Raw genomic sequence first — 20,126 nt, 5'->3', positions numbered from 1 at the left:
AGCCCTGAATATGCGTATGTATAAGCACCCAGTACGGTTGTTTCTGGTTAGTTTTCTGATAAGCTTACTCGTCTCCTTCGCGAATGCCAGCTATGGACAAACTAGCTCAAAACGGGCATCTTCTGATCGGGCCACCTCAGGCCAGGCCAATCCAGGCGGGGCCACTCCCGGCCGGATCGAATTTTGGTTAACGGACCCGACGCGGCCGGTTTTATTCGTTCAGCAGCCCTCGTTGACTTTCAAGGATGGGCGAAAGGATTCGCCAACAATTCATATCGATCCGGCGCAAACCTACCAAACTATTGATGGCTTCGGCTATACGCTGACGGGCGGGAGTGCTATGCTCATCAGCCGAATGGAAACTTCCGCTCGGGCTAAGCTGCTCAAAGAACTGTTCTCGACCGAAGGCAAGGGCATTGGCGTTAGTTATCTACGCGTGAGCATCGGTGCATCAGACCTTGATGAGCAAGTGTTTTCCTACGATGACCTACCCGCTGGCGAAACCGATCCGACCCTGGCGAAATTCAGTCTGGCACCCGATCAGCAGCATCTGATTCCGATTCTAAAAGAGATTCTCGCCATCAATCCAGCTATCAAACTACTGGGGTCACCCTGGTCTCCACCAACCTGGATGAAGTCCAATGGGAACTCGAAAGGAGGAAGCCTGAAACTTGAATATTATGATACCTACGCTCGCTATTTTGTGAAATACATTCAGGGTATGGCAAAAGAGGGGATTCAACTGGATGCTGTCACGATTCAGAATGAGCCGCTGCATCCGGGCAATAATCCTAGCTTGCTGATGCTGCCTGCCGAGCAGGCCCTGTTTATCAAAAAAAGCCTGGGACCTGCGTTCAAAGCGGCTAAGCTCAAAACGAAAATCATTCTTTACGACCATAACGCTGACCGGCCCGATTACCCGATAACCGTCCTGAGCGACCCCGACGCTCGGAAATACGTTGATGGATCGGCTTTTCATTTGTACGGAGGATCTATCAGTGCGCTCTCGGAGGTACATAAGGCCTATCCCGATAAAAACCTGTACTTCACAGAGCAATGGATAGGGGCACCCGGTAATCTGAAAGGCGATTTGGCGTGGCATGTTCGCGAGCTTATTATTGGCGCCACCCGCAACTGGAGTCGAACCGTATTGCAATGGAATCTTGCTGCCGATCCGAAACAAAATCCACACACGCCCGGTGGCTGTGATCAGTGTTTGGGAGCGTTAACCATCAATGGGAACTCCGTCAAACGGAATCCAGCTTATTACAATGTGGCAGTCGCTTCTAAATTTGTGCGTCCGGGTTCGGTTCGTATCGCATCCGATGAAGTGAAAAACTTACCTAATGTTGCGTTCAAAACGCCCGATGGCCGCATGGTGCTGATTGTTTTGAACGATAGCCCATCCACGCAGACATTCACTATTGATAGTGAGGGCAAGCAAGCCACCGCAACACTGTCGGCTGGCGCTGTGGGTACTTTCGTATGGCGATAGTAGTCTACCTACCACTAGGTTATACGTGCCATATTCGCTCCTGTACCATATAAAGAAGGTATATACACTAACAAAAATGACAATTTGTTAATATTAAAATAACATTAAAGCCGAGTAGTTCCACTCTCTTTGCAGCCGAGAATTTCACTTATCTGCTGCATGAAAAAATACCTACTTATTACCTTCTGGCTGCTTCTCTTTTCTTGTTTCTTCATCAACAAAACAACAGCCCAAACTACGCAGGCTTCCATAGCCGGGGTCATTTCAGAAAAACAGAAATCACCGCTACCGGGTGCTACCGTTCAGGTTCGTAACGAATCGACGGGGTTTACTACAGGGACCGTCACCAATGCCCAGGGTGAATACCTGTTCAAAGAATTGCCGCTGGGTGGACCATACTCCATTCGGGTTACGTTTGTTGGCTTTGGCGACCAGCAAAGAACTGGCTATACACTGAATCAGGGTGATGCCATCCGGGTAAACCTCAACATGGAAGAGAACGGCCAATCGCTCGAAGTTGTGCAGGTGGTGGCCTCAGGACTGAAAAATAAGACGGAGTATCTGGGGGCTGCTACGACTATAACGGCCCGGTCAATTGCTGCTCTTCCGGTTAATGGCCGGAATTTCACCTCCTTAACCGATCTGTCGCCGTTGAGCCGGGGGACCAATCTATCCGGGCAGCTTGGTTCGTCGACAAACTTTACAATCGATGGCACGACAGCCAAAAACCCAACATCGGCTGGTCCAACGACCAGCCGCAGCGGAGCCCCTTACTCGATTTCCATTGAGGCCGTACGCGAATTTAAAGTGGTTACTAACCAATATGATGTTATTTACGGTCGTAGCGGTGGGGGTACTATCAGTGCTGTGACCAAAGCGGGCACGAACAAATTAACAGGCAGTATTTTTAACTACACACGTGCCAACTGGCTATCAAGCCGGTACGACATTCGGGGCAACGAGCGCAAGGTTCCGTTCTCGACCAACCAATTCGGCTTTTCGCTGGGTGGGCCGATCATCAAAGACAAACTACACTATTTTGTTGTGTGGGATCATCAGCAGGATTCGCGTCCGTTGATAATTGCTGATGTTCAGACGCCTGCCGATGAAAGCCGGTTTCTGGTTACCCGAGCTACCCTCGACCGGTTTGTGAGCATTGCCCAGACTAAATATGGCACGGCCAATACAGCCCAGTATGGCACGTTCAGTAAAGTTCGACCTACAGATGCTGGTTTTGCCCGCATTGACTGGCAGATCAACGAGAAAAACCTGCTGACTGTCCGTGACAACTACACCAACGATCGCAACAAGCTGGGACTGGCCGACAACACCGCCATTAATATCTACGAATCGTATGGTAATGATTTCAACATCGACAATAGCCTGTTGGCTACACTGCGTACTTCGCTCAATTCGCAGATTACCAACGAACTGAAAGTTCAACATTTATACACCTATCAGAAAAGCGCCCCTGGCGATCAGCTGCCGGCTGCCAATATTCCCCGCAACATCGTAGAGAACGTAGCATCGACCATTGATGGGGTCAGTCGGGCGACTAGCATCCAGATGGGGGGGCACCGCTTTGCGCAGGAAGGGTTCACCAACAACGTGATTCAACTGGTTGATAACCTGTACTATAACACCAACAAAGCGCAATACACATTTGGTATCGACCTGATGTACACCCATGCTAAGTCGCTGTATGGGAGTGAAGTCAACGGACGTTTCCACTATACATCAGAAGTTGTCAATAATGTTGCTGCTTCGGCACTGGACAAGTTTGAGCGGCTGCAACCCTATCGGTATTTCCGGGAAGTGCCCCTGGTAGCCGACCCAACGGTTGTTGGTAATACACTCAACGCCGGTTTGTACGGGCAGATGAGTACGAAACTAGCTCCGGGCCTGGATATGACCGCTGGGTTGCGGTTCGATTTGGGGATTTATCCAAAAGCAGCCTTCAATCAAGTAGTTTTTGATGACCTGAAACTGCGTACCGATAATCAACTTAAATCATTCGTAGCGCAGCCCCGGTTGCAGTTAACGTGGGATGTCAACGAAGCGCACAAGGATTTCATCCGGTTCGGAGCGGGTGTGTTCGCATCGGACATCAACAACTACGTCATCATCAACAACCTCACCTTCGATGGTAAACATTATGGAACCGTAGATGTACGGGCTCCGAACATACCAACGCCGGATTTTGCCGCTTACCGGGCTAACTACGCCAATATTCCTTCACTGGCAGCCTTTCAATTACCAACCATCAACATGACTGGTGCCGATGCCCGGGTGCCGGTACTCTACAAAGCGAACCTGTCGTATACGCGCTATCTCACTGATAAACTGAAAGTTAGTTTGACTGGCTATGCGTCGATGGCTCGCCATAACTACACCTACGTAGACAGAAACATTGTAGAGCAACCGTTTTTTCGACTAGCTAACGAAGACAACCGGGGTGTTTATGTGCCCCTAAATTCAATGCCTTCGAACGGCGCGGGCGACTGGCAGCAGGGCCGGATCAGCCAACGGCTGGGTCGAGTACTTGAGCTAGGTAGTCAGGGTAAAGTAAATCAGTTTGCCGTTGTGCTGGATGGAACGTATCAGTATTTCCGGGATGGCGAAATTTCGGCCAGCTACACCTGGAACGATACCAAAGACAACACGTCATACAATGGCAATGTGGCTAACACGGCAACCCTGGTGCAATTAGTAAAAGATGATCCACGCGATCTAAGTAAAATGAGTTACTCCGACAATCAGTTCCGAAATAAACTGGTCATCTATGGTACACTGCCTTCGTTCTATGGTATCTCGGTAGGGTTCCGTTATTCGGGCATTGGTGGTACGCGGTATTCGCTGCTGTCGGGTGCTAATAACAATGGTGACTTTGTGACAACGAATGATCTGGCCTTCGTTTTCGATAGAAACAACCCGGAAGTGGCTGCCAATGTACGGACTGGTTTACAGACCCTGCTGGATAGTCCCACCGCCAGCCAGAGCCTTAAAGATTACATCAATGCGAACTCAGGCAAGATTGCCGAACGTAACGGCGGCATCAATGGTTTCTACGGCGTTTTCGATCTGCGGGCCAGCAAGCGGTTCCTATTGTTTAGAAAAAGACAGTATATTGATTTATCAGTGGATGCCTTCAACGTGGCCAATTTGCTGAATCGAAACAAGGGCACAAACCTATCTCTGGGAAATCAGGCGTTGTATGCGCTGGGTATTCCGGCTTCAGGAGGCAACGCGGCCGTCCCTGCATTTAGTCAGACAGCCCAACAGTTTACTTATCGCGTAAACGCAACAGGTGCCGTTACACCGTCGGGCGATCCGTTCCAAATTCAGATTGGTCTACGCTACGGATTTTAATTTTTTTTTAAACGCAAAGACGCAAAGGGTAGGTGCAAAGGTCGCAAAGCAAGTCTATCCATTGCGTTCTTTGCGCCTTTGCGTTTAACCTTTAAAGACAATCTAATGAAAATCAAACTAGTCTTAAGCCTGTTGTTGTGCGCACATACTCTGTTTGCCCAATCTAAATTTGATCGGCAGGGGCATCGGGGTGCTCGTGGGTTGATGCCCGAGAATACGATTCCAGCCATGAAAAAAGCCCTTGATCTGGGGGTTCAGACACTTGAGATGGACGCGGTAATCTCGAAAGACAAGCAGGTGGTTGTCTCGCATGATACGTATATGTCTTCGGAGATAGCCCTAAAACCGGATGGTACACCGGTTACAGCCGAAGAGCAGAAGTCGATCAATTTATATCAGTTGACCTATGCTGACATCAAGAAATTTGACGTGGGCAGTAAACCGCATCCTCAATTTGCCCAACAGCAGAAATTCAAGGCGTACAAACCGCTTCTTTCCGAACTGATCGACTCGGTGGAAACATACGCTAAAGCGAAGGGATTGCCTATGCCGATGTACAACATTGAGATCAAATCAGCGCCAGCAGGGGATGGGGTTTCGCATCCCGAACCCAAAGAGTTTGTCGATTTAGTGCTGGCGGTTTGCCAGTCTAAAAACCTGGGTAAGCGACTGACCATCCAGTCGTTTGACGCTCGGCCATTGCAGTTGATTCATCAACAGTTTCCTAATATTTCATTGTCGTACCTGACAGCGAATACGAAATCACTGACTGAAAATCTGGCCACATTGGGCTTCACACCACATACCTACAGTCCCTATTACAAATCGGTAACCGCTGAAACTGTGAAGTCCTGCCACCAGCAAGGTATGGTGATTATTCCCTGGACAGTAAATACGAAAGCTGAGATAGAAGGTCTTCGCCAATTAGGTGTTGACGGCATCATTTCAGATTATCCCAATCTATTTAATTAGGTTAAGAAGAGAGTGCGGAAAGCGCCTGACCAATGGTCGGGCGCTTTTTTGTTACTGGTGCATGCTATAGAAGAGGCATCAACGGATTGATAGACCCCCGTTCTCGCTTGGCTTCGCCGAGTGAGGACTATTCCTTCAAGGGCCTCTGGCCCGTTTTGGACGTTATTCGTAATCACACCGGCCAGAGGCCGTTAAAAAAATAATCCTCACTCGGCAAAGCCAAGCGAGAACGGGTGAGACACCAACTGATTGATAGACTAATCTTAACAGTTTGGAAACATTTGAATAAAACTGAGGTAATGTCTGGCGGCTTCCTTTGTGTTTTGATAGCGACTAGCTGACTACGTAGAGAGTTTTTCTACAATATCGGCCTGATTAGCTCACTTCCTCAACGCTAAACGTACCTAATGAAACTACTCTTTACTGTAGTTTGCCTAATCGGATTATCGTCTTTTTTAGGTAGAGATTTTGATCTGTCTTTAACGTCATCCATCACCGTCGACTCACTTGGTGCCTGTCAGGGAGTGAGTTACCAACAGGGGAAAGTCTATTTATATGGCGACCGGGAAGTGGGCGTCATCCGCACCTATACCCATACTAACGACGCATTAAGCTACACGGGTCAGCAAGTTAAACTGACTGTAGACGGCCAGGATGTTATTAATCATCCTACGGGAATCGCCTACAATAAAACTGGGCCAACATTCATCGGCAATAGTATCCGACTCAATCCCGAAGGGACGAAATGGCGGGCCGTCATCTATTTAGTTAACTGGGCCGGGCTTCTCCGGACGGGTACATTAGACAATAATCTATTACACACCATCGACGATGACGCTTGCATTCAGGGTACTCGGCCCGAATACGTCCAGTACCAAAATAAATGGTACGTGGCGACCGCTGATTATGGTGATAAAGCGAATGAAGTACGACTGTATGATCCGCTACTGTTGGCCAAAGCGAAAAAAACCAGCGAGCCGGGTGTGGTGGTGAAAAAGTTCACCTGCTCGCCCTGGGTGCAAAACCTGCACTGGATTCCGTCAAAAGGCATGCTGGTCCTGATTCAAAACCAGATCGAAGGCCGGAAATGGCGATTTACGTTTCTTGACCTTAAAAAATCTATTGAGTCGGGCCGGGAAACGGTGATTAAGACAATAGATATAGACAAAGCCGATGAATTAGAAGGCTTTGCTCTCCTTGGCGACCTGAAAATGGGTCTTGCTGTTACTTCGTCGCGAACGAACAACGCGAACTTCATGAGCCTGTCCTGGTAAGGCGTTCGATCCTTATTTATCTGTACAACTAATCCAACAATTATACAACTTGACATGAATCGCTACTCAATTCAATTGGGCAGAGCGGTGCTTTTATTGGCACTGCTTATCAGCCCACTCGCTCATCGAACGGCGCTGGCCGATAGACCCCTCAAGGCTAGTACCCGATCCGTAACCCGGATAAGCGGCACTGTTGTCGATGAACAGAATCAGCCGGTTCCGGGCACCAACATCATTGAAAAGCAAACGCGCAAAGGGACCGTTACGGACGCGAATGGTCAATTCACCATTGAGGTAAATCCCGGAGCTACACTCGTTGTCTCGTCAGTGGGTTTTGTGACCCAGGAGATTGTTGTTGGCTCGCAGCTTACGTTCAATATCCGATTAAAAGAGGATGTCAATCAGTTAAGTGAAGTGGTCGCCGTGGGGTACCAGACCTTGCGGAAGAGTGACGTCACCGGAGCAATTGCCAATGTAAAGGCGCGTGAACTGAATATAGCGGCTCCCACGCTGGGTCAGGCGCTGGTGGGAAAACTCGCCGGGGTTCAGGTATCGCAGGTGGGGGGCGCTCCGTATAATTCGACCAAAATCCGGGTGCGGGGTATTGGGTCCATCAACGCCAGTTCAGATCCGCTGTATGTTATCGACGGTTTCCCGGCGGGTAATGATGTATTCATTAATCCGAATGATATTGAAAGCATTGATATTCTGAAAGATGCGGCTTCGGCAGCCATTTACGGTTCGCGGGCGTCGGGTGGTGTGGTCCTGATCACGACAAAGCGAGGTAAGGATGGTAAAGGCAAATTCGAATATGAATACCAGTATGGCATCAATCAATTAGCCAAAAAGGTAAAACTACTGGATGCCACCGGGTTTGAGCAACTAGTGATCGACGGTCGTAATAATACGTACCGCGATTTAGTGCAAAATGCGGGTAAAACCTGGAGCGATGCCATGTTCTCGGATAACAACGCTACACGGATTGCCAATGTAGGCAACGCTGCCTCGGTCAGTATTCCAACGGATTTTTATGATTTTGCCAATCAGAAACTCATCGCGCCCAAATACAATACAGATTGGCAGAATGAACTCTACCGAAACGCACCCGTCAACCGCCATAACCTTACCTTTTCGGGGGGCGCTAACGGCGTTCGGTACCTGATCAGTGGTGGCTACCAGAATCAGCAGGGAATTATTGTTGCGACCAAACAGGAGCGCCTGAACTTCCGGGCGAATATCGACGCTGATGTCAGCAAGAAGTTTAAGGTTGGAGCAAGCATGTTCGTTACTTCGACCAATAACCGCGAAGTGCAGGAAGGCCGATTCAATCAGGGACCAATTCTGGGTGCGCTCATTTATGCGCCGACGTTCCGGGCTCGTGATGACAACGGCAATCTGATAAAAAATGAAATGGCCTCCCAACAGCCCGTATACGGATACCAGACCATTGAAAATCCCGTGGCTGTGGCCGAAGAAACGAATATCACCCGCAAAGGTCTTCGGGGTACGTTTAACGGTACCGCCAGCTACGAAATCATTCCAGGACTGGTGGCGAAAGCGAACGTGGGTTTGCAGACTTACAACGAAAAATACGAGTATTACCTGCCCACCAGCCTGAGCAATGGCAACAACCCGCCGTATTCACCTCAGGCGATTGCAGCGGCTACCGCTTCGGCACTAACACTCAGTACACAAAACCTGCTGGCCGAATTTACAGCTACGTACGCCAAACAGTTTGGTAAGCACAGGCTGAATGGACTGGTTGGTTATTCGGCTCAGAAAACGAATCTCGATCAGATCAGCGTGTCGGCGCAGGGGTTCCAGAATGATGCGGTTCAGGAAATAACGGCCAAAGGAGCCGATGCTACTAACTTTTTTCTGAATTTACCGTCTGCAGTAGGCAGTGCTGTTCCAAACACAACTACGTCACTCGCGACAAGCAGTGTTGGCTTTACAGGAACCGGCAAACAGGAAGAAACCCTGCTGTCGTATCTGGCGCGGGCCGAATACAATTACGACGACCGCTATTACCTGACAGCCGCTTTCCGGACAGATGGCTCATCGCGGTTCGGGCCGCTTAACCGCTGGGGTAATTTTCCGTCGCTATCAGCCGGGTGGACTATCTCGAACGAACCATTTTATACCGACTGGCTTGGCGCGGCTTCAACCCTTAAACTTCGTGGAAGCTGGGGCCTAACGGGTAACTATAACGTTGGTAACTACAACTACCTACAAACCATGAACAGCCCAACCGGTGCTGTATTTGGCTCAGGTACTATTCAGACAGCCTTCTATTCGGGACCAATTAAAGATCAGAAGCTTGGCTGGGAATCGACCTCGCAGTATAATCTGGGTCTGGATGTGGGCTTGTTCAACAATCGGCTGCTGTTAATTGCCAATGCCTATTTGAGCGATTCCTACAACTTACTGTTCAATCAGCCTATTTCAGCGATTTCTGGTGCGACCAGTATTCTGACTAACCTGCGTAATTCCAAAATTCGGAACCGGGGAATTGAGTTTCAGGTGGATGGCCGGGCCGTTTCGACCCAGGATTTCAAGTTGAACCTGAGTGGTAATATTTCCCTGAATCGCAACAAAGTCCTCAATATGGGCGGGGCTAACACGATTCTGGTGGCCGGAGCTGAACGGTCTTACATCACCCACATTACGCAGGAAGGCCAACCGGTGGGTATGTTCTACGGCTTCAAAGTGATTGGTATGGTGCGTCAGAAAGATGTGGACAATCTGGCCGCCGATAATGCGGTCTACAATGCCGCCACCCAATCATTCCCGGCAGGCTATGTGCTGAAAGGCCCGGCCCGTTCAACGGCGTCAACTAACCCGCTTCGACCCGGTGACCTGATTTTTCAGGATGTCAATGGAGATGGGGTAGTGAATGATGCCGATAAGCAGGTGATTGGTAGCCCGTATCCGAAATTTACCTACGGTTTTTCGATCAACGCCAGCTACAAAGCCTTTGATGCCAACGCATCGTTCAATGGCGTTTACGGCAGTCAGGTACTTGATGGTCAGGACTATTACCTGTTCAATATGGAAGGTTCAGGTAATCAGTACTCAGTGGTGGCGGATCGTTATCGTTCAGAAGACCAGCCGGGCAATGGTCAGGTTTTCCGGGCATCACGGGGTGGTACACAAGGTAATAGCACCCGCCTTTCGACCTTTTATTTGCAAAACGGTTCGTATTTGCGCTGTACGAATATTACGCTGGGCTATAATCTGCCAGCCTCTCTGCTAACGAAAGTACGGGTAAGCGGTCTGCGACTATACGCGAACGTCAACAACGCTTTCACGTTCACCAAATACAAAGGCTATAATCCGGAGGTAGATTATAACAACGGCGCAAACCTGGCACCGGGCGTAGACTACGGAAAGTACCCACTGGCACGAGGCTACAACATCGGCGCACGCATCACTTTTTAATGAAAATGAGCTAGGTTGAAGAAGGTGAATGCTGTTAGACAATGCATTAGCCGTTTTTCATCACATGGTTCAGCAACCGACATAATCATGACGTATACATCATCTCTTCGATATTTAGTACTGCTAACTCTGCTTACGCTGGGGTCGTGCAGTCAGGATTTTCTGGTAGAAACCAATCCGAACGCAATTGCCACCGCTGATTATTACAAGACGGAAAACGATGTGCTGCTGGCACTAAATGGCGTGTACAATGCCTTGCGGGATAACAACGGCATTGCCGAAGGCAGCGGGCTTTTTTCGGAAGAACGGTCGGATAACACCGGACGAAACGACAACCAGTCAAATGCGGGTGAACCGTTCCAGTTTAACGCGTTTGCTTTGTTACCCAGTAACTCCTATCTGCAAACGCACTGGACTTCACTCTATCAGACGATCACCCGGGCGAACTACGTATTGGCGGGTTCTGAAAATGTGACGTATGCCAAAACAGATACAAAGACCCAGTACCAGGCCGAAGCTAAATTCATCCGGGCACTGATTTATTTTCATCTGGTTCGTAAATGGGGCGATGTGCCGCTAGTGACCAAACCCCTGACTACGACTGACGAGGTAACGGCGAATACCTTTCGGGAGAAAAAAGAGAAAGTCTACGCTCAGATTGTGGCTGACCTGACCGATGTGGTCAATAGCACGCTTCCTGATGTTCGATCTGCGGCCGATAAGGGCCGTGTCTCGAAAGTAGCGGGTAATGCGCTGATGGGACAGGTGTATCTCACAATGGCAACAACGCTGGATCAGGCGAATCGAGCAGCAAATCTAGCCCAGGCAAAAACGTTTTTGACAAACGCTTATACCAAACGGACGTTCGGTGTGCTAAAGGAAATTCCGTATACGGATGTGTTTGATGTGAGTAAAAAAACGACTAATCCAGAAGCCATTTTTCAGATTGTCTACAAGCAGGGCGATATCAATTATTCGTCGAGTATTGCGGCCAACAATCAGGCGCAGGGCGAGACGATTAACTCCCTGAAAACCACAACGGGTGTCGGTGGGAACGTAACCCCTGATCTGGTGAAGGATTACGAAGATGGCGATCCTCGAAAAGATTTTTCGATCAAATACGCCAACGCATCGGTGGTGAAGGATTATTTCATCACTAAGTTTCGGGATGCCAGTTCGACTGCCGGTACAAGCGGCTACGGAGGTAACGACTGGTTGTTAATCCGCTATGCTGACGTGATTCTGATGCTAGCCGAAGTGAATCTGTACCTTGGTGACGAAGCCACGGCTACTGGCTTTCTGGATCAAGTACGCCAGCGAGCAAATTTGCCACTCTATGACGTAGCGAAAACAAATCCAGCCTACAGTGCAAAATACCCAACGCTCAAATTAGCCATTTTGCACGAACGTCGGGTTGAGCTGGCCTTTGAAAATCAGCGCTGGTTCGACTTGTTGCGGTTCTTTACACCAGATGAATTGACGGCCTACATCCGCGCAAAAAGTCAGGCGGACTTTGGTGCTGCCCAGCTCACGAACTTTGGTACGAAAGATTACTATTACCCGATTCCCTTTAACGAGTACAAGTTGAATCCAACGGGGATGGCTCAGAATCCAGGGTATTAAATCATACCTATAACGAGCGGGATGCCAATTGGCATCCCGCTTTTTTTTACCACGATGAATTATAAACTTTTTAGCATTCTGTGGCTCAGTATACTCTATGCGCTACAGGGACAAGCTCAGACCGGATTTCAGCCAACCTATCGGCTGTTAGCTTCAGAAAATCGGGTGGTCGATAAAAACTTCTACCTGCTTACTGTCCTTCAGCATACACCGGCTCTTCAGAAGATCATTAGTCAGGATGCAACGTTAAAAGCTATGTTGCACCAACGGATCAATCTCCTTAAAGCACACGCTCAGGATACGTGCAATACACCTGAGTCGCTGATGAGTGGGTTCCGGTGGTCGTCAGTTGATTCGCTGCAATTTATATCAGCTCTACAAACGCTTTATAATCACAACCAAGCTGTATTCGACCAACTCATTAATGCGCACTTACGCCCATCGGGTTGCTACCAGCGCTTTACTACGTTGCCCAATAATGAGTTAATAGTCCGGGCCTGGAGTCAGTATGTGTTGGGAATCAACTACATTATCGACCAGTTTGGGCTCGGGAAGAAAATGAGATATCCGAGAATAGATTCAGCGAATTATCCAGTTCATGGTCGTTATTACCGAACGGTTCTAAAAGATATATGTGCTTATCTGGCCGAGCAGGCTGATACGATGACGTTGGTCTATCAGCCCTCATTGGCCGTAGCAATGCAACTGATGGATGCTAATGACCGCGATGAACCTGCCCGTCATGAACCCATGGAACAGCGTGATAATCAAAAAGCCTTCGCCCGTGTCAAACTAACAAAGTGGCAGAGCTACAGCTATGCCGCTATTGTTGTGCCGGGTAATGGACCCGAACTGACTACAACTCCCCTTAGTCCACTCAATAAAATGCGATTGGATTTAGTTGCTGCCCGGTATCGAAAAGGATGGGCACCCTTTGTTGTGGTGAGTGGTGGCTATTGCTATCCATTTCGTGGTCCCTATGCCGAAGCCGTCGAAATGAAACGCTACCTGATGCAGAAACATGCACTTCCCGAATCGGCTATACTGATTGACCCTCATGCCCGGCATACAACCACGAATTTGCGCAATGCCAATCGCATCCTGATTCGGTACGGTTTTCCGATGGATAAGCGATGTGTGTTTGTAACTACCCAAAGCCAGACAGACTATGCCACTAATAGTGCTTTTGATGATCGAAACCGCCGTGAATTAGGCTATTTGCCTTACCGAGACAAGCACCGTATTTCGCCCCACGACATTGAATTTTACCCAACACAGGAAAGCCTGCATATGGACCCCAACGATCCACTCGATCCTTAAGGAACTCGTAAAGCTATCAACCTCTGTCTACGAAGATTGATAAAACCAATCAAACCAGTATCCGCGCCAAGTATGCCTTAAGGTCCACTAACCACCAATTCCGACTGGCAAGCCGTTATAGCTCATCCTACATTTGTCATGTTAACTAAACAGACAATCAAATACTTCCATGAACTATTTTCGCGCATTACCTCTCATCCTTGGTTGGTTAGTATCTGGACTTTACACACCGTCTGAAGCCAAAACAGGCCCAGAGGCAGAGCTACAACAACAATTAGCTCATTACATTAATTTCCCAAAATCATTGCAAAGGACGACTCATAACTCCTCAGTAGCTATTCGGTTTCGGGTCAGCACTGACAACAGAATTGAGCACGTAGAGGTAGTTAGTCAGGATCAGTTGTTGAATCAGGACCTAACTCAACAACTGATGGGGAAAAAGCTAAGCGTATCGAAATCAGAGCAAGCTATGCTTCACACAGTACGACTACGCTTTGTCCAGGAATAGCCGATTAGCGATTATAACGTATAACGCCTGGCCACTGCCTGGTCAGTGTCAGGCGTTATACTTGACTACATAGTAACGGGCAGAGCTGGCAAATAACCATTAGCCTAAATTTTAGTTATCTATTAGCTCACGTTTAAACGTTTATCATCATGGCACAAGTATCCCCCTTTTATACACTTCATCAGTTAGTCTATCACACCAACGATCACTGCCTTCAGGCTCAAACTATTTCGCCCATTGACCAGCGGACCGGCCAGGGTGGTAAAGTAGAATGTTTACAGTGTCGGCATCTAACCAAAAGTCAGCTGAAAGCGAACCGTAGTTATGGTCGTATGCGGCAATTAGTGTCTGAGCGTATGCCCTTAGCTGCATCAGCCCGAAAAGGCTGATTTTCCCCATTATTTCCAGTCTTTATTCGCTTCTCAGGCTCTTCACTGGGTTGAGCAAACCGGCTTTGATCGCCTGGTAGCTAACCGTCAACAAGGTGATTAGCAGAGCCATAGCAAGGACTGTCAGAAAGACACCGACCCCAATACTTATTTTGTAGGTGTAGTCTTCCAGCCATTGGTTCATGGCATACCAGGCAATGGGCGAAGCGACTAAACACGAAATAATGACTAACAGAACGAAGTCTTTGGAGAGCAAGCCCCACACATTGGCTACGCTGGCTCCCAGGACTTTACGGATGCCAATTTCTTTGGTGCGCTGCTCTGCCATGAAGGAAGCCAGACCAAATAAACCCAGACAGGAAATGAATATGGCCAGTAGGGAAACAATGGCCGACAGGTTGCCGATTAGCTCTTCGTAGCTGAATTTTTTGCTGTACTCCGTATCGGCAAACTTATAATCGAACGGAAAACCAGGATTGTATTTATCAAAAATTGGCCGGATTTTGTCGATGGCTACCGAAGAGGCTACGTTTGGATTTATGCGTACGCAAATGAAGCTGACCCAGTCCTTTTCAAAAACAATGGTCAGGGGCGAAATGGCGCGGTAGGGCGATTCCATCATGATGTCAGGAATTACCCCAACAACTGTCCGATCTCTGCCATTCCATTTTAGTATCTCGCCTACAGGATGCTTCAATCCCATTCGTTTGACAGCGGCTTCATTTAAAATTACACCTGAGGAATCGGTCGTAAAGTCCCTTGAAAAATCCCGCCCTTCTTTGAGTTTAATCCCAATTGTTTTGATGTAATCGAAATTAGTGGCAATGGTACTGAAAAGAACAGATTTCTCCGCGGGAGTCGATCCCTTCCATTCCCAGCCATTATTATTGCTCCAAATTTGAGTCGGTGGTGAATTGGATTTGCAAATAGACGAGACCACCCCCGAGGCCAGTAATTCGCTGCGAAGGGCTTCAAGGTGGTCAATTAAATCTTTGGAGGAATTGACCGAAATAAGGCCTCTATTGTTAAACCCAATCGGTCGGTTTTTGCCATGCTGTATCTGCTGATAAATGATGATGGTACCAATCATCAGCACAATGGAAAAGGTGAATTGAACAACAACCAGGATCTTTCGGGGCAAAGCAGCACTTTTTCCGACATGAACGCCCCCTTTGAGAATCTTGACGGGGTTGAACGACGACAGATAAAGCGCCGGGTAGCTGCCTGCCAGTAGACCTGTGAATACCGTAAAAACGATCATAATCCCCCAAAAGATGGGGTTCTCGAATCCAATCGTCATCGTTTTCTCGGTCAGCGTATTGAAATAAGGCAGCGACACCAACACGATGCCCAACGCCAGCACCAGTGCCATACCGGCAATCAAAATGGATTCACTCAAAAACTGCCCGATAAGTTGCTCCCGGCCCGAGCCAACGGCTTTTCGAACGCCCACTTCTTTGGCCCGTTTTTCGGAACGAGCCGTGCTGAGGTTCATGAAATTAATGCAGGCTATGACCAGAATAAATAAACCAAAAACACCAAACAACTGAACGTATTTAATAAAACCACCCGTATTTTTTCCTTCGGTAAAATCGGAATAAAGTCGCCATTTGGCCATCGGGTGGATGAACACTTCGGGCTTAATGAGTTTTACCGTGTTTTCATTAGATGATAAATGGGATAATACTACATCTTTTATTTTCGCGTTGGTTTGCTCTGGATTTATCCCGTCTTTGAGCTGGACATAAACGCCCCAGGAGTTATTTCCCCAATTTGTTTTGTGGAATTTTTTTATCCAGTCATACATATTCTCCTGTAGTTGCCACGGAAGCAGATAATCAAATTGAAGCGTGGCATTTTTTGGCTGCTTAGCTACTACGGCGGTTACTTTCAAATCCACCATATTGTCCAGTTTGAGGATCTTACCAATCGGGTCCTGATTCCCGAAAATAGCCTGAGCCGTTTCATCGGTAAGTACAATCGAATATGGCTCCTTTAGTGGGTTTTTACTGCCATTCAGGATGTTCAACGAAAACATATCGATGACATCTTCGCCGATGAAATGTCCGTCTTTAAGGAATTTTTGATTGCCAACGACCAGCGAACGATTGCTCCCCCAATCGAACATCGCTACCGCCTTGAAGTCTGGGTATTTGGCCTGTAGTTCGTCGCCAAGTGGAAACGGTATGGCATCCTGCGTACCTCTGCGCCCATCAAAGGTTTGGTGCATTTTTACCTGGTAGAGGGTTTCGTAGTTTTTATGGTGCTTATTGGCGGATAATTCGTCATTTATCCAAATGCCAATGAGCATCGCCACGGCCATGCCTACCGCCAGACCACCAATGTTGATGACCGAGTAGGACTTATTCTTGATCAGATTTCTTAGGGCGATTTTTACGTAATTTCGGATCATGTCAGGACTCAAAAAAAAAGGTGATGGGTATTCAAGTGATTTGCTGATGTTGGATGCCCGTTGCTGGAGAAAATAAGGCCGAACAAACCGGAGCACTTCCCAGATGTACTGCTGACGAGCTTTTGATTCGCCCAGACTCTGTACCTGCTGGTAAAACTGCTCATGCAGGTCCCCCAGTAACTCTTCGACTAACTCGGCCGGACATAGCCAGCTCAGCAGTTGATCGGCCCAGGCAGGCGGGTGGGGCGATGAGTTTGCCATACGTTAAGATAAGCTAAGCGTTGGAATAGCAGCCCAAAGCTCGTTGCGCACTTCCCGCAGGTCACTCAACGTTTGCTGACCAATTGCAGTGATACTAAACAGGCGCTTTCTACGTCCTCCGCGCGTAGCTGTCGCACCTCCGTACTCGGATTGCACCAGGCCCTTCTCTTCCAGGCGATATAAAGCCACATGTACACCACTGAGGTTTATTGATCGGTGGGTGCGCTGCTTTAGTTCATCCGCAATGCTGAGACCATAGGCACTACCATTCAGGATGGCTACGGTCAACAGGACGAGTTCTTCAAATTCGCCCAGGTAGGCTCTCCCCATAGTATTCTCTTTACAGGCTTTGTTTTCTTGCTATTTGCTAAACAAATGCAGTGCCAATAGGGTAAAGGCTTGTTTATTAGTCATTTATAGCTAGAGGGGGGACTCGCGGATGTCCGAAAGCGTACAGTTAGTGTCCGCTACTGAACGAGGAATTTCGATCAGGTACCTATATTTACACAGTCTGGTATAGACTAAACAACAACTGACTATTATTTTGAAATATCTACTTTTATTGCTGGTTAGTGTAACGTTATCCGCCTGTTTTCCAAAACAGCCAGGTCCCTGTTATAATTGTCAACTTGTTGAGACTGTTCAGGTGACCAATCAAACAGTACCTACAAGCGTAACGAGTTACCACGAAGTATGCGACTCGTTGGAAGCACTGACATATAGTAGAATAAATACCCGTACCCGTGTGATTTCCCTGGGTGTTGTCAATCAACAGGAAGTGTATCGGATTATCTCACGATTCACGACTTGTACCCGAAAATAGAGCTCTCTATGTCGCCCGGTCGGGAAGCCAAGCGAGAACGGGGTTATATAAAAGCGCTCTATTTAGATTGTCAAGCTTTGAGCAAAGGTTCGGTTTTAGCGGCTTACGGTCTGCAGGGCTTTTCGTAATTCATCGTATTCCGATCCCTCGACAAGAGCGGCCAGGTTTCCTGATCGATCAATGACCATAAAGCTTGGGCCTGTAGTTATCTGAAATTTTCGATTAAAGCCATACGAGTTAGGAACAGGAATAAACGGTAGCGTTTCGGTAGCCATTACATTGACTATAGCTTCCTTGGACTCTTGTAAAATACCTAACGAAATGAGACCCGTTTCCGACTGATAGGGGTGCAGTGCATCGGCGAAGAGTTTTGCATGATTTGGTCCCCAGAACGGTTTGCTTAAACTAATCCAAAAGCTCAGGACAATGACGTTGCCTTTTAACGCCGTTGATCGATACACTTTGTCGTCAATCCCCTTCATGATAAATTCAGGTACTGGTTCACCTATCTTAGGTTTCGGGCCTGATTCAAAATCCTTGAAACTATGCGTTTCTCTCTCCTCGGCAGTGGTAGGTCGAATCTTGTAGGCACTGGCTTGGCCATACTCATCAATAATGGGCTCCAGGTGATAACCGAACGGATCATCCTTGATCAACGCCCGATATTCCTGATAGGAAATTTGTTTACCCGAAGTCTTGTCAAAGAGTCTTGTATGCTCATCAATACGTACTTCTTGCCTGATGCCGCTACGTTCCCCTTTTACGATCGTTTGGGCTAATGAAGACTGGTGTGTAAAAAGATGTATGGTGTGGATTAAAACAACTAAAAAGAAGTAGCGCATACGTTTAAGTAACTGCTTTGGTTTGCCCAAAGTAATAGAAGTATCCTTTTTGACGCAAGCAAAAAGTTGAATCGAATAGCAGGCTAACGCACAATCTCTAAAACCGAATTGGTGTATTTCCCATCCCCCTCAGTTCGTGGGTTGGCGGGGTCAATAATCCATTGACCATTGACAATGAACTTATAGGAAACCTTGCCGGGCTCTACGTCCACATCACCTACCCAGGAATCCCCTTTTCGGACAAGCGGACTTTGAGACCAGTTGTTAAAAGAGCCCGCTAGAGCAACCTGCTTGGCCTGTGGGTACCCTTTCAGCGTGAACGTATGCCTGATAAAAACGGGCGGGTTCTTCTCCAGAGACGTTAGCTGCGTCGTCAGTTCAGTTCGCCAATTGGGTTCTGTGGTAGAATCGGCGATGATGTGTCGTAACGCCAGCAGCTGAGCTTTGTACAGGGCCAGTTTCGCCGAAACTGCACTATCTGGTTCAACTCCTACGCCTTCCCAGTTGGTATGGGTAATGGGATTAATAGCGCGGCCGAAGGGCAGGAACATCTCAAAATGCGCATTGATCCGCTGCGTTCCACCTGGGTTGGCCCCTCCGCCCGTTGTTTCACCCAGTAAAGTAGCTCGCTTCAGGTTTTTCAAATCGTACGCCAATTCTTCTGCGCCCGAAAAGGTTTGCTTGCTGGTTAGCACGTAAATCGGTTTGTTCAGGTATTGATGGCCGGGTACTTCCGCGTAAGTCCAGGATTGATTGGTTATGTTGCCATCCCGCCAGTAGAGATCATTCAAATGCGTTGGTTCAGCAAAGAAATAGCTACACAAAAACGGAATGGCATGCTCTGAAATGGCTCCCCTACATTGCCGCAAGTCGATGATTAAGGCATCGGTTTTGGCGAGATAATTCATGGCCGCTGAATACGATTCACCCGCAAATTCGGGGGGAGCCAGGTACTTAAAGTTCAGATAGCCAATGTTGAATTTGAGCACGGATACGTCCAGAATGCCAAAATTCTCATGTAGTAATCCGGCACGCATACCCGCCCGTTGGGCTTCACGTTCGGCGGATGTTGGTTCCTTTTTCCAGATTTGCTCATCGGGTATGCCTTCGGGGTGATAACCAACGTTCAGATGTTTGTCGTGGGCAATGGACCGGAAGTCGTTGGTCAATTGAGCAGCGAGGGCATTACCCTCTGTAATCGTGCTGTAAACGTCTCGTTTACTACGCACGAACTGCTCCATTTTTCGAGCCACATCCGGGAAAACATACCGTTCGTTAAGTAATTTGAGTACCGTGTCGATGGTGCTCTGCCGTTCCTCGGGGGGCAGAACTTGCGCGCTTACGACAATCTGAGTTAGCAGAAAGAGGGGTATAAAGAGTAGTTTTTTCATGATTT

Annotated in this window: 14 protein-coding genes; 10 read left to right on the top strand and 4 right to left on the bottom strand. The window is 48.1% G+C overall.

Going from position 1 to position 20,126, the window contains the following annotated elements:
- Positions 1-16: 16 nt before the first annotated feature.
- The 9 genes from GO755_RS25805 to GO755_RS25765 all read left to right on the top strand — a co-directional run bounded on the left by GO755_RS25805 (position 17) and on the right by GO755_RS25765 (position 14,391).
- Positions 17-1,495 carry a glycoside hydrolase family 30 protein gene (locus GO755_RS25805; RefSeq protein WP_157588193.1) on the top strand — a complete coding sequence of 493 codons (1,479 nt, stop codon included), beginning with the start codon at positions 17-19 and terminating at the stop codon, positions 1,493-1,495.
- Between the two features lie 159 nt (positions 1,496-1,654).
- On the top strand, positions 1,655-4,864 hold the full coding sequence (locus GO755_RS25800; RefSeq protein ID WP_157588192.1) for a TonB-dependent receptor: 3,210 nt from the start codon (positions 1,655-1,657) through the stop codon (positions 4,862-4,864).
- Positions 4,865-4,969: 105 nt separating this feature from the next.
- Positions 4,970-5,836, top strand: coding sequence for a glycerophosphodiester phosphodiesterase (locus GO755_RS25795; RefSeq protein ID WP_157588191.1), 867 nt, complete (start codon positions 4,970-4,972; stop codon positions 5,834-5,836).
- A gap of 407 nt (positions 5,837-6,243) precedes the next feature.
- Positions 6,244-7,110 carry a hypothetical protein gene (locus GO755_RS25790; protein WP_157588190.1) on the top strand — a complete coding sequence of 289 codons (867 nt, stop codon included), beginning with the start codon at positions 6,244-6,246 and terminating at the stop codon, positions 7,108-7,110.
- Positions 7,111-7,164: 54 nt separating this feature from the next.
- On the top strand, positions 7,165-10,551 hold the full coding sequence (locus GO755_RS25785; protein ID WP_157588189.1) for a SusC/RagA family TonB-linked outer membrane protein: 3,387 nt from the start codon (positions 7,165-7,167) through the stop codon (positions 10,549-10,551).
- An 87-nt stretch (positions 10,552-10,638) separates the two neighbouring features.
- Positions 10,639-12,174 carry a RagB/SusD family nutrient uptake outer membrane protein gene (locus tag GO755_RS25780; RefSeq protein WP_157588188.1) on the top strand — a complete coding sequence of 512 codons (1,536 nt, stop codon included), beginning with the start codon at positions 10,639-10,641 and terminating at the stop codon, positions 12,172-12,174.
- 54 nt (positions 12,175-12,228) lie between these two features.
- Complete coding sequence (locus GO755_RS25775; protein WP_157588187.1) at positions 12,229-13,494, top strand: YdcF family protein; 1,266 nt, start codon at positions 12,229-12,231, stop codon at positions 13,492-13,494.
- A 169-nt stretch (positions 13,495-13,663) separates the two neighbouring features.
- The gene (locus GO755_RS25770; protein ID WP_157588186.1) at positions 13,664-14,002 is read left to right on the top strand and encodes a hypothetical protein; all 339 of its coding nucleotides are present in this window, start codon (positions 13,664-13,666) and stop codon (positions 14,000-14,002) included.
- 149 nt (positions 14,003-14,151) lie between these two features.
- Entirely contained in the window at positions 14,152-14,391 is a 240-nt protein-coding gene (locus GO755_RS25765) for a hypothetical protein (protein WP_157588185.1), read from the top strand.
- Between the two features lie 22 nt (positions 14,392-14,413).
- On the opposite strand, the gene GO755_RS25760 is transcribed toward GO755_RS25765, so the two are convergent.
- Together GO755_RS25760 and GO755_RS25755 are read right to left on the bottom strand one after the other, a co-directional pair.
- Entirely contained in the window at positions 14,414-17,065 is a 2,652-nt protein-coding gene (locus GO755_RS25760; RefSeq protein ID WP_227687085.1) for an ABC transporter permease, read from the bottom strand.
- A 3-nt stretch (positions 17,066-17,068) separates the two neighbouring features.
- Entirely contained in the window at positions 17,069-17,395 is a 327-nt protein-coding gene (locus GO755_RS25755; RefSeq protein ID WP_157588184.1) for a PadR family transcriptional regulator, read from the bottom strand.
- Between the two features lie 214 nt (positions 17,396-17,609).
- Here GO755_RS25755 and GO755_RS25750 point away from each other — a divergent pair, with 214 nt between their 5' ends.
- Entirely contained in the window at positions 17,610-17,888 is a 279-nt protein-coding gene (locus GO755_RS25750) for a hypothetical protein (protein ID WP_157588183.1), read from the top strand.
- A gap of 95 nt (positions 17,889-17,983) precedes the next feature.
- Here the strand turns inward: GO755_RS25750 and GO755_RS25745 are convergent, their stop codons facing one another.
- Both GO755_RS25745 and GO755_RS25740 read right to left on the bottom strand, forming a co-directional pair.
- Positions 17,984-18,730, bottom strand: coding sequence for a TlpA family protein disulfide reductase (locus GO755_RS25745; protein WP_157588182.1), 747 nt, complete (start codon positions 18,728-18,730; stop codon positions 17,984-17,986).
- 83 nt (positions 18,731-18,813) lie between these two features.
- Positions 18,814-20,121, bottom strand: a complete 1,308-nt coding sequence (locus GO755_RS25740) for a S41 family peptidase (protein WP_157588181.1) — start codon at positions 20,119-20,121, stop codon at positions 18,814-18,816.
- Between the last annotated feature and the right edge of the window lie 5 nt (positions 20,122-20,126).

Origin of the sequence: Spirosoma arboris (assembly GCF_009754945.1) — a bacterium.
GTDB lineage: Bacteria > Bacteroidota > Bacteroidia > Cytophagales > Spirosomataceae > Spirosoma > Spirosoma arboris.
Note: the sequence above shows the minus strand (reverse complement) of the source record. Positions and strands in the feature narration are given on the sequence as shown.

Bases quoted from the DNA above. Each gene is read 5' to 3' on its own strand.
- GO755_RS25805 (WP_157588193.1), top strand. From the start codon at position 17: ATGTATAAGCACCCAGTACGGTTGTTTCTGGTTAGTTTTCTGATAAGC.
- GO755_RS25800 (WP_157588192.1), top strand. From the start codon at position 1,655: ATGAAAAAATACCTACTTATTACCTTCTGGCTGCTTCTCTTTTCTTGT.
- GO755_RS25795 (WP_157588191.1), top strand. From the start codon at position 4,970: ATGAAAATCAAACTAGTCTTAAGCCTGTTGTTGTGCGCACATACTCTG.
- GO755_RS25790 (WP_157588190.1), top strand. From the start codon at position 6,244: ATGAAACTACTCTTTACTGTAGTTTGCCTAATCGGATTATCGTCTTTT.
- GO755_RS25785 (WP_157588189.1), top strand. From the start codon at position 7,165: ATGAATCGCTACTCAATTCAATTGGGCAGAGCGGTGCTTTTATTGGCA.
- GO755_RS25780 (WP_157588188.1), top strand. From the start codon at position 10,639: ATGACGTATACATCATCTCTTCGATATTTAGTACTGCTAACTCTGCTT.
- GO755_RS25775 (WP_157588187.1), top strand. From the start codon at position 12,229: ATGAATTATAAACTTTTTAGCATTCTGTGGCTCAGTATACTCTATGCG.
- GO755_RS25770 (WP_157588186.1), top strand. From the start codon at position 13,664: ATGAACTATTTTCGCGCATTACCTCTCATCCTTGGTTGGTTAGTATCT.
- GO755_RS25765 (WP_157588185.1), top strand. From the start codon at position 14,152: ATGGCACAAGTATCCCCCTTTTATACACTTCATCAGTTAGTCTATCAC.
- GO755_RS25760 (WP_227687085.1), bottom strand. From the start codon at position 17,065: ATGGCAAACTCATCGCCCCACCCGCCTGCCTGGGCCGATCAACTGCTG.
- GO755_RS25755 (WP_157588184.1), bottom strand. From the start codon at position 17,395: ATGGGGAGAGCCTACCTGGGCGAATTTGAAGAACTCGTCCTGTTGACC.
- GO755_RS25745 (WP_157588182.1), bottom strand. From the start codon at position 18,730: ATGCGCTACTTCTTTTTAGTTGTTTTAATCCACACCATACATCTTTTT.
- GO755_RS25740 (WP_157588181.1), bottom strand. From the start codon at position 20,121: ATGAAAAAACTACTCTTTATACCCCTCTTTCTGCTAACTCAGATTGTC.